The sequence below is a fragment of the Mycobacterium sp. E2327 genome (assembly GCF_001672675.1).
Classification (GTDB): Bacteria; Actinomycetota; Actinomycetes; order Mycobacteriales; family Mycobacteriaceae; genus Mycobacterium.
Map to the genome: position 1 here is coordinate 26,769 of NZ_LZKE01000253.1, position 9,575 is coordinate 36,343.

The following is a 9,575-nucleotide window of genomic DNA, read 5'->3' on the forward strand; positions in this document are numbered from 1 at the left end:
AGCAAACGACGTTTCTTGCGTGTCTATAATCGATTTGTTGCGCCAAAGCGCGTGTCACGGCGATTCGTTAAGGAGCGACGGATGGACCGCCTGGACGAGACGGACGAACGGATACTCGCCGAGCTGACCAGAAATGCGCGGGCCACCTTCGCGGAGATCGGCCAGACGGTGAATCTTTCGGCACCGGCGGTCAAGCGCCGCGTCGACCGGATGCTCGACGACGGGGCGATCAGGGGCTTCACGACGGTCGTCGACCCCAACGCGCTCGGCTGGAAGACGGAGGCCTACGTGCAGGTGTTCTGCCACGGCACGATCGAGCCCGATCGGCTGCGGGCGGCGTGGGTGGACATGCCCGAGGTGGTCAGCGCGGCGACGGTCACCGGTACGTCGGATGCGATCCTGCACGTGCTGGCCCGCGACATGCGGCACCTGGAGGCGGCCCTGGAACGCATCCGCTCGAGCGCGGACATCGAACGCAGTGAAAGCATCGTCGTGCTGTCGAACCTCATCGACCGGATGCGGACGTAGCGGTCCGGACTGCGTCCTCGGGCATTCCGGCGTGCCGGCGCAAGAAAGACACCTCGACCCGCAGCACGTTCTCGTGATCGAGCCCGCCGGCGTAGACGTCGTAATGTCCACCGCGACTTCGGTAGAGCTCTCCACGCGGTGCCTTGGTGGCCACCGCCAATGCCGGTCCGACGGGAGCCATGGTGTCGTGTTCGGCCACGACCATCAGCAACGGGCACCGGGCCTTATGCGCGCGGCGCACCGGCCGGTGGACCGTCACGTCGAGCAGCGACCGAGCGGTGATCTTGTTGGGCCAGGACTCGTCGGCGGGGTGGAGCCGGGTGTACCCGATCATTGCGTCGTCCGTGGAAATAACGCCAAATTGCCCGGGCGGCACGCTGATTGGCAGGTAGCGCGGCCCCCGGCCAAGCACGGATCCGGCCAGATCGGCTACCGCGTGAGCGGTGAGCCGCAGGCTCCGCGCCGGCGGGACGTTGGCCAGTCCCGCCAACCCGTCCACCAGGGGGCACTGCGCGATGGCGCCGGCCAGGTCGAATTCGCTGGCGGCCAGCTCGACAATGTGCATGCCGGCAAACGAAGTGCCCCACACGAAGATTCGCGCACTATCGAACTCATCCTGCGCGCGCGTCCAGCCCAGCGCGGTGCGGTAGTCCTCGAGCTGGCGACGGATCGACAAAAACTCCCGCGGCTGACCCGTGGAACGCCCCCAGTGCCGGTAATCGAACACGACCGCCGCGAATCCATTGCAGGCGAACCGCTCCGCGAACGGCGTCAAGCCTGCCGCCTTGATACCGCCGATGCCATGCGCCATCACCACGACCGGGAACGGACCGGGCCCCTCGGGCAGATACGCCCAGGCGTCAAGCTGCTCGCCCGCGCCGGCCGAGATCCGTAGCTCGCGGCGCTGCACGGCGTGGCCGATCATCGGGTCACCCCCTGCGGTGTGATGATCTCTGCACCCGCGTCCCGGGCCAACTCGGTGCCGAACAACGTGCCCGGTGTGAACGCGCCGGCCCGTGCCGCCCCGTTGGTGATCCGTACGGCGGTGTGCGCGGCCACTTTCGCGGTGAACCCGTAGCCCTCGCCGGTGCGCAGCCAGGCCTCGCGGTGGGTGCCGTCGGGCCACTCCAGGCGCGCGTACGCCCAGGACACGTCGCCGGGCTTCACCGGTGGACTCAGCCGCATTCGGCTGACGAGCCGCTGCAACCCGGACCGGATCGGGCGCACCGTCAGCAGTGCCGACGCCGCCGGCAGCAGCGTCCGCACCATTCGTCCGCTCGGGACCTCGCTGGAGTACGCGAGCACATCGCCCGCGCCGGACGCCCGGTGTGCCGCCTCCAATTCGCCCGTCGGCACCGCGAGCGCATCCACTGCGGGCAAGTCGGGCAACGGAATCCGTGCGTGGTCGGCCCCGAGCCGTCGACGCACCAGTTGCCCATCCCGGTAGCGCCGCCCGCCGTCGGCGACACCATCGATCACGCTGGCCAGAACGGCCGATCCCATCCCGTCCACGGCGGGCAGCGCGGCGACCCTGGCGCGCTCCGCGGGCCGATCGCCGCGCAGCTCGATGACCAGCGTCTCAGTGGCCAGCACCCCGAAGCCGGCGCCGGTAACCAACGTGACTCCCTGGGTTCGCGCGTCGCCATCCAGGTCCAGTAGCTCGCGCACCGGCTCCAACTCATTGGCCAGATCCACGTAGTGACTTCCCGCGGCCATGCTGGCGCGCGCCACGGACATCGTGGTCACGCTAAACGGGCCAATGGTGTTCACCACCACCGCCGGCTTTTCGGCGCCGATCAGCTCGATCAACTCGGTGAGCCCAGGGGCCACCTGGGTGCGCACCGGCCCGCCCATTGACCCGGCGACAACGGTCAGCCTGCTGTGATCACGGCCGACCAGAACTACATCGGCCCCGCTGGCGACGAGTTCACCGGCTATTGCGCGACCGCCCTTGCCGGTCGCGCCGACAACCCAAATTGTTCGCATTGATTTATAGTGCACTGTGTATCGTTAATCTGTCAACCGCTATGGTGCTGGAGTTCACATGTCGGTACTTCGAGGTCGCCCGCGCGACACCACCTTGGACACCGCAATCGCGAATGCGGCTGAGGCGGTGCTGCTTTCGCATGGGTACGCGGCCGTCAACATCGATCGTGTCGCCAAGGTTGCCGGAACCACCCGGGCCGCCATCTACCGCCGGGCAAAGACGCGGGGAGAGCTCGTAGTCGGGTTACTGGTCAGCCGCTTCGGGGTCGACCCGGCCCCCGACAGCGGAAACCTGAAGGAGGATCTGCGGCTCGTCCAGGAGCTTCAGCGTGAGTTCTTCAACGACCCGGTCATTCAGATCGCGCTGCCCGGTCTGCTCGCCGACGCGCACGCCGACTCCGATCTGAGCGACGTGGTGTTCCAGCGGTTCATGGCGCCACGGCGCGACTCCGTGGCCGCAATGCTGGGCCGGGCAGCCGAGCGGGGTGAGATCCCGCTACCGGCGCAGCCCAGCGTCGTTTCCGACCTTTTGACCGGCCCGTTGTTGCTTCGGGCCGTGATTCCAGCTATCGGGCCGATCGACGACATTCTGCTCGACGCCACCGTCGAGGCCGCCTTGAACGCATGCAAAGACGGGCGCGCTGCGCGAGCCTAACCGCACTGCGAAATTGCGATCGATTTTCCGCAGTGCGGTTAGGCTCGTGGACGCACGGCCTGAACCAGACGCCTCAGCCTCGACGGTGACGGCGTCGGTGGCCGGCGAGACACATAGGGCCACGGGCGATTTCGCTCGGGGATGGACGCGGCCCGGACATGCTTGAGCTGGGTGCGCAGGTGCTGGCGCAGGTCATGCAGATCCGGATCCGCCCAGCGGTTGTCGGCTTCGATCGGGTCGGCGGTCAGGTCGTACAGCTCCCATTGGTCGTCCACCGGCGATGTCCGGTACGCCTCGCCGCCGAGGCCGTTGGCCGCGAGGTGGCGCACCCCGGGTTCGGTCCAGGTGGCCGGGTCGTCGAAGGTGCGGACCAGCTTCCACAGGTGCCCGGCGCCCCCGGTCGCCGTGGCGTCGTCGACGCGCACCACGAGTCCCTCGAAATTGGAGGCGGTGTGGGCGGGCACCCGAATCCGCAGCGGCGCAGGCGGATTGACGGTCCGCTTCAGGCGGCGCGCGAGCCCCGAGGCACCGCTGTCGCCCTCGAGCATGTTGTCGCGGGTCATCAGGTACACGGCACGCGCTTCGTCGGCGGGCGCCCCGTCGACGATCGGCATGAGGTCGCTGCCGGGCAGCTCGTGGACTTCCGAGAACGACTCGGCGAGGGCGGACGCGGCGGCGGCCACGTCGATGCCGGCGGCCGAAAGCAGCGTTGGCACAAGGTCGACGTGCGAAGTCGGCGCGGTCACCACGCGCGGGTCGGTCGGCCGCTCACCGATGCGGGCGATCACGAACGGAACTCGCGTCGCCTCGTCGTACAAGTTGAACCATTTCTGGTGCAGCCCACCGTGGGCGCCCAGCAGGTCGCCGTGATCGGCGGTGCGCACCAGCACCGCGTTGGCCGAACCAGCCTCGGTGACCGCCCGCCTCACGCGGTCGATGGGCCCGTCCACCTCGGCGTGCAGGCGGTAATAGAGGTCGCGGTAGCGCTGGGCGTTGCGCTCGTAGGTTCGGCTGATCGCCGGTGCCGGGCCGTAGCCGGAGTAATACGCCTCGCGGAAGGCGATTTGGGCGGCCGGCTTGGTCGAAAGGTCCTCGTCGGCGGTGGGCGCCGGGGGCACCGGCGGCGGGTCCAGCAGTGACGGCTTGACCGGACCCCGGCGCGACCAGGTGGGGAACAGCACGATGTCGTGCGGGTTGACGAAGCTGGCGACCAACAGGAACGGGCGCAGCGCGTCGGGGTCGCCGGCGCGGCGGCGGGCGTAGCGGTCGGTGAGCCAGGCGACGATGCGGTCGGCGATCAGCGGGTCCCGGCGAACGCCCGCGTTGGCCAGCAGCGCACCGTGCGGTTCGGGACCCACCCATCCCGAAAAGCCAAACGGCCCAAGCGGATCGGCGTCCAGGTAGCGACGCACCGCCGCGGCATCGACGACGCCGTCGTCGTCGTTGGTCAGCAGTGAACGGCCGGTGGAGGGATCGACGAGGTCGGCGTGCGAGATGTGCCACTTGCCGTCGTAGTGGGTGTCGTACCCGGCTGCCCGAAACCAGTTGCCCAGGGTGGGCACCTCGCCCTGGCGGAGCCACCGCATGCGGGAATCGTCGGCCGTCTTGCCGATGCCGTCGGTCTGGGTGACCCCGTGCAGGTCGGGGTAGTGCCCGGTGAAAATCGTCGGGCGGCTGGGCACGCAGGCCAGCGAGCCGGTGTAGTGCCGGCCGAAGCTGACGCCGTGGTCGTCGAACCACTTGCGCCCGGTCAGTATTCGGTCGCGCCAGGCCAACACCTCGGGCGCCTCGTATGGCGGGACCGCGCGCTCCTCGTCGGTCATGATGATGACGACATCGGGCCGATCAGACACGGGCGTTCTCCAATCGATGCGCGAGCCCGGCCAGCATCACGTCGGATTGCCGCGCGAGAAACCGACACAGGACACCGTCGGCGAGTTTTTGGACTGGGCGAGCGCCGATTTCGACCGTGCTCGTCAGCGTCACGACGGTCGAGCCCGAGGGGGCCGCGTCGAGCGTCCAGCGGTTGGTCATCCTGCGCACGCGGCTGGGCAGGCCCTCGACGTCGTAGGCCAGGGCGCGTGGCGGGTCGAACTCGGTGATGCGTTCGACGAGGGCATCCCGTTTGACCTGGACTCGCCGGGCGGTGCCGACGGCCGCCCCGCCGGCTCCGGAGAACAGGATGCAGGAGTGGTCGACGTTGCCGGCCCACGAACTGATCGCACCGAAGTCCGCAAGCACGTCCCAGATCTGCTGGGGGCGGGCCGCGATGCTGCGACTGCGGCGAACGTCGGCCATGCCTAGGGCATCGTGTGGAAAATCGTTTCGAGCACCACCGCCAGGGCACTGACCGCGACGGTGATCGCGATGGTCACCCAGTCGGCCAGCTTGGGCCGCGCCGGATTGGCCGAGAGCTGACCGGCGCCGCCGCGGGCGGTGATCGCGTCGCCCATCTCGTCGGCGCGCCGCAGGGTGACGGTGGTGGCGGCGGCCAACAGGTCGATCAGCTCCAGGGCGTGGCGGCGGCGACGGGCCTTGCGGCTCCGGGGTATTCGTTTGGGCCGCAGCCGGCGGGCCGCATAGAGCACTTGGAATTCGTCGATCAGCATCGGGAAGGCGCGCAGCGCCAGGGCCAGGGCCGCCGCCCATTCGTCGACCGGGATCCGCAGCACCTTGAACGGTCGGCCCAAAGTGGCCAGCGCGGGCCCTATTTCGGCGACATTGGTGGTCCAGGACACCATCGCGCCGAGCGCGAGCAGCACGATCGACAGCGCGGTGATCCGCAGGAAGTGCAAGCCTCCCCCGAGTCCGATCTCGAGGCCGCCGATCGAGAACTTCGGGGTGCCGCCGCCGAGCACGGCGGTGATGCCGCCCAGGGCGATGACGATCCACAGCCACCGCGGGACCGACGGCACCGCACCGCGCGGAATGCGCGCGATCCGGGCCGCCGCCAGGACCAGCGCCGCCACCAAGCCGATCGTCACCCAGCCCGGGTAGAACGTCAGCAGCGCCGAAACACCAAAGACGACGAGCAGTTTGGTGCCCGCCCACAGCTCGTGGATGGCGGAGGTTCCGGGCACGGGTACCAGCAGTACGACGGGACGCGGCGTGCGTCGGGTCGAGCCGCGCGACGCGGCGGAGGTCGCGGTCATGCCATGCCCCCCGCCGCGGCCGACACGGGCTCCAGGGTGCCGTTGCGCAAGTGCAGGGTGCGCGGGCAGAGCTCCTCCAGCCCGACGAAGTCGTGCGAAATGACGACGACCGTCAGGTCCTGCTCGCGGCGCAGGTCTTCCAGCAGCCGCAGCAGGCCGCGCTGGCTGGCGGCGTCCAACCCGGCGAGCGGCTCGTCGAGGATCAGGGCCCGCGGCGAACGGGCCAGCAATCCGGCTAGCACCACGCGGCGCATCTGACCGCCGCTGAGCTGGTCGATCGGCCGCTTGGCCAGGGTGGCATCGAGTCCGACGACGGCCAGCGCCTCGGCGACGCGATCCGTCTCCCGCGGCGAAAAGCCCGCTGCCGAGGCAACTTCCAGTTCGACGCGGCTGCGCATCAGCTGCAGCCGAGCCGCCTGGAACGACAACGCCACCGCGCCGACCTGCTCGTGGATGGGCACGCCGTCCATGAGGCAGGCACCGGTCGTCGGGACCGTGAGCCCGGCCATGATCCAGGCCAGCGTCGACTTGCCCGAGCCGTTGCCGCCGTGGATCAGCACCCCGTCTCCCTGCTCAACGGTGAAACTGACGTCGCGCAGTGCGGTTTTGGCCCACGGGGTGCCGCTGCCGTACACGTGGCCGACGCCGACAAGTTCGAGCACCGGCGCCTGCGAGCCGCGGTTGACCGCGGTGGCCCCATTGGTTCCGGCCGGCGCGGGCATCGTCTCGACCATGCCCGCGTTATCCGGGGAATCGCTGAGATCGATTGTGCGGTCGGCAGAATCGGCCTCGTTGTTGTAGTGCGTGATGTGCACCAGGGCGGTGCGGTGGCGCTTGGTCAGATCGGACAGCACGCGCAGCAACGTATCCCGTCCCTGCTGGTCGACCATGGTGGTCACCTCGTCGGCGATGAGCAACGCCGGCTCCCGGGCCATCGCCGCGGCGAGCGCGAGGCGCTGCAGTTCGCCCCCGGAGAGGCTTCCCGTCTCGCGTTGCGCGAGCCCGTCGAGGCCGACCTCGCTCAGCAGCCGGTCCACGTCGATCTTGGTGCCGGGCGGCAAACCCCACACCACGTCGTCGGCGACCCGCGTGCCCAGCACCTGGCTCTCGGGGTGCTGCAGCACGACCGCGGTGCCGCCAAGCTTGCCCAGACCCACCGCGCCCGGGCGCTGCACGGTGCCCGACGTCGGTTCGCGGCCGGCCAAAATCAGCATCAGCGTGGTCTTCCCGGAGCCGTTGGGTCCGGTGATCGCGACGTGTTCGCCGACCTGCAGATCCAGGCTGAGCTCGCGCAGCGCGTCCTGGCGGGCACCGGGGTAACGGAAGCGCACCCTGTCCAGCCGCACCGGCACCGGCCCGACGGGGCCCTGCTCGGCGCCGCTTCCGTCCGACGCGTCCAGCTGGTGCACATCGGGGATGCCGCGCATCCGATCCAGCAGACGAGACAACGCCCACCAGCCGATCAGCGACACGATTAGGATCCCGATGAGGTAGTAGATCAGCACCAGCAACTGCCAATGCTGCACGCCGAGAGCGAAATACCGCTTCAGGTCCTCGCCGACGCCGTGCATGTGTACGCGCGTCAGGAAGGCCGCGACGCCGTTCACGTCCGCGGTGATGACGTCGAAGATCAGGTGGCGCAGTCGGCTCATCACGGTCAGGCCGATGACGTCGGCGGCGCCGAACGCCAGGCCCGCGACCAATGACCAGACGATCACCGTCGGCAAGCCACGCCGCTTGCGCTTGATGATTCCGGTCAGACCGCCGATGTAGACGCAATGGATGACGGTCATCAGGCCGCCCAACCCGGCGATCAGGAAGGCGATCATTCCGGCCGCGACCGTCGCGGCCATCAGGACGCGGAACCGGTAGCGGTAGGCCAGCAGCCCGGTGGGCACGGTGCCCAGCAACGCCAGTCCCGCGGCGAACGGGACGACTACCGAGAGGATGGCGATGACCGCGCACAGTGCGCCCATGACGGCGGCCTGCGCCAGTTCGACCGGTCGCAGCGGCCCACCCCGGTGGCGTGATCGGGATGGTCGGGGGACGGTCACCTCACCGATTCTGCCAGGCCGCGGCGGCAAGTTCCCGCGCCACACCCCGCAAGCTGGGTTTTTGCGGCGACGCGTGTGGCGCGCGTCTCGCTTAGCAAAGCTATGCAACCATGGAGGTATGAACGCATCCGCCGCCAACCACACTGATGTCGTTGACGCCGCAAACACCGAGCCCCAGTCCGGCCTCGGGGCCGACCTCCTCGCCGTGGTCGCCCGGCTCAACCGGCTGGCCACCCAGCGCATCCAGATGCCGCTGCCCGCGGCGCAGGCCCGGCTGCTGGCCACCATCGAGGCGCACGGGGAGGCTCGGATCGGCGACCTGGCGGGCGTCGACCACTGTTCCCAACCGACGATGACCACCCAGGTGCGCCGCCTGGAGGACGCCGGCCTGGTGACGCGGACCGTCGACCCCGGCGACGCCCGGGCGGTACGCATCCGCATCACGCCCGACGGGATACGCACCCTCGACGCCGTTCGGGCCGACCGGGCCGCCGCGATCGAACCGCAGTTGGCCCTGCTCGAGCCGGCCGACCGCGAGGTGCTCAAGCAGGCGGTCGAGGTCCTGCGGCGGCTGCTCGAGAACGCGTCGGCGACGCCGCGCCGCCACACGCTGTGACGGCGCCGTCCGGTGGCTGCACCGCCGCTGGCGGGTAGACACTGGAAGTTCCGACTAACCAGCGATGGAAAGGTGGCGGTGATGCGGCCCGAGGCTTCCGCCCTCCCGGCCCCCCCGTTGACCGTATGGGTCGGACCGACGAGGTACGTCTTCGCGCCCGGTCGCGACGTGCTGGTGGGCTACGGCTCGGGAGTCGACATCCCGTTGGGGCCATCGGGCCACCCGGCGCCGCCCCACCCCGACGTGGTGCTGCGATTCACCGGCCGCCACTGGGTGGCCATCGACAACAGCCCCCGCGGGATGTTCGTCAACGGCTCGCGGGTGCCGACCGTCGACATCCACTCCGGCCAGGCGATCACGATCGGCGATCCGCAGCGAGGCCCGCGGCTGGTTTTCCAGCTCGATCCCCCCGCCGCGCCGCCCGGACGGCCCCCGGCTCCGCCGCCACGCCCGGCCCAGCCGTCGCCGCCGCAGCCCAGCCGGAACCGCCCGAACGACCCCAACTTGCGGGCGCCGACCGAGCGCGGCACCCAGCCGATCCGGATCCCGCCACCCCAGCCGCCCGGGACCGCGCCGCCCGGCCT

10 protein-coding genes are annotated in these 9,575 nt (G+C 69.8%); 4 read left to right on the plus strand and 6 right to left on the minus strand.

Annotation, left to right across the window (positions count from 1 at the left end):
• The first annotated feature begins 81 nt into the window (after positions 1-81).
• Positions 82-528 (plus strand): Lrp/AsnC family transcriptional regulator, encoded by a 447-nt coding sequence (locus tag A5712_RS29130; protein WP_067156435.1) that lies wholly within the window; start codon positions 82-84, stop codon positions 526-528.
• Here A5712_RS29130 and A5712_RS29135 read toward each other — a convergent pair.
• Positions 506-1,453, minus strand: a complete 948-nt coding sequence (locus A5712_RS29135; protein ID WP_068113812.1) for an alpha/beta hydrolase — start codon at positions 1,451-1,453, stop codon at positions 506-508. The two genes, A5712_RS29130 and A5712_RS29135, sit on opposite strands and share 23 nt — an antisense overlap.
• Positions 1,450-2,514, minus strand: coding sequence for a saccharopine dehydrogenase NADP-binding domain-containing protein (locus tag A5712_RS29140; RefSeq protein ID WP_068113814.1), 1,065 nt, complete (start codon positions 2,512-2,514; stop codon positions 1,450-1,452). Before A5712_RS29140 ends, A5712_RS29135 begins: the two co-directional genes overlap by 4 nt.
• A 94-nt stretch (positions 2,515-2,608) precedes the next feature.
• Between A5712_RS29140 and A5712_RS29145 the strand changes: the two genes are divergently transcribed.
• On the plus strand, positions 2,609-3,169 hold the full coding sequence (locus A5712_RS29145; RefSeq protein WP_068113839.1) for a TetR/AcrR family transcriptional regulator: 561 nt from the start codon (positions 2,609-2,611) through the stop codon (positions 3,167-3,169).
• A gap of 38 nt (positions 3,170-3,207) precedes the next feature.
• On the opposite strand, the gene A5712_RS29150 is transcribed toward A5712_RS29145, so the two are convergent.
• Genes A5712_RS29150 through A5712_RS29165 form a run of 4 tightly spaced genes read right to left on the minus strand, consistent with a single transcriptional unit; the run spans position 3,208 to position 8,375 of the window.
• Entirely contained in the window at positions 3,208-5,022 is a 1,815-nt protein-coding gene (locus tag A5712_RS29150) for a sulfatase-like hydrolase/transferase (protein ID WP_068113822.1), read from the minus strand.
• On the minus strand, positions 5,015-5,467 hold the full coding sequence (locus A5712_RS29155; protein ID WP_068113824.1) for an SRPBCC family protein: 453 nt from the start codon (positions 5,465-5,467) through the stop codon (positions 5,015-5,017). The genes A5712_RS29150 and A5712_RS29155 overlap by 8 nt, the downstream gene beginning before the upstream one ends.
• A gap of 2 nt (positions 5,468-5,469) precedes the next feature.
• The gene (locus A5712_RS29160) at positions 5,470-6,321 is read right to left on the minus strand and encodes an energy-coupling factor transporter transmembrane protein EcfT (RefSeq protein WP_068113826.1); all 852 of its coding nucleotides are present in this window, start codon (positions 6,319-6,321) and stop codon (positions 5,470-5,472) included.
• Entirely contained in the window at positions 6,318-8,375 is a 2,058-nt protein-coding gene (locus tag A5712_RS29165; RefSeq protein ID WP_082973714.1) for an ATP-binding cassette domain-containing protein, read from the minus strand. Before A5712_RS29165 ends, A5712_RS29160 begins: the two co-directional genes overlap by 4 nt.
• A gap of 118 nt (positions 8,376-8,493) precedes the next feature.
• On the opposite strand from A5712_RS29165, the gene A5712_RS29170 reads away from it, so the two are divergent.
• A complete protein-coding gene (locus tag A5712_RS29170; protein WP_068113831.1) occupies positions 8,494-8,991 on the plus strand; it encodes a MarR family winged helix-turn-helix transcriptional regulator in 498 nt (165 codons plus the stop codon).
• 81 nt (positions 8,992-9,072) lie between these two features.
• Positions 9,073-9,575: FHA domain-containing protein (locus tag A5712_RS29175; protein ID WP_369830446.1), on the plus strand; the 503-nt coding region annotated here is incomplete at its 3' end.

Coding starts and splice junctions, on each gene's coding strand:
- A5712_RS29130 (WP_067156435.1), top strand. CDS start 82: ATGGACCGCCTGGACGAGACGGACGAACGGATACTCGCCGAGCTGACC.
- A5712_RS29135 (WP_068113812.1), bottom strand. CDS start 1,453: ATGATCGGCCACGCCGTGCAGCGCCGCGAGCTACGGATCTCGGCCGGC.
- A5712_RS29140 (WP_068113814.1), bottom strand. CDS start 2,514: ATGCGAACAATTTGGGTTGTCGGCGCGACCGGCAAGGGCGGTCGCGCA.
- A5712_RS29155 (WP_068113824.1), bottom strand. CDS start 5,467: ATGGCCGACGTTCGCCGCAGTCGCAGCATCGCGGCCCGCCCCCAGCAG.
- A5712_RS29160 (WP_068113826.1), bottom strand. CDS start 6,321: ATGACCGCGACCTCCGCCGCGTCGCGCGGCTCGACCCGACGCACGCCG.
- A5712_RS29170 (WP_068113831.1), top strand. CDS start 8,494: ATGAACGCATCCGCCGCCAACCACACTGATGTCGTTGACGCCGCAAAC.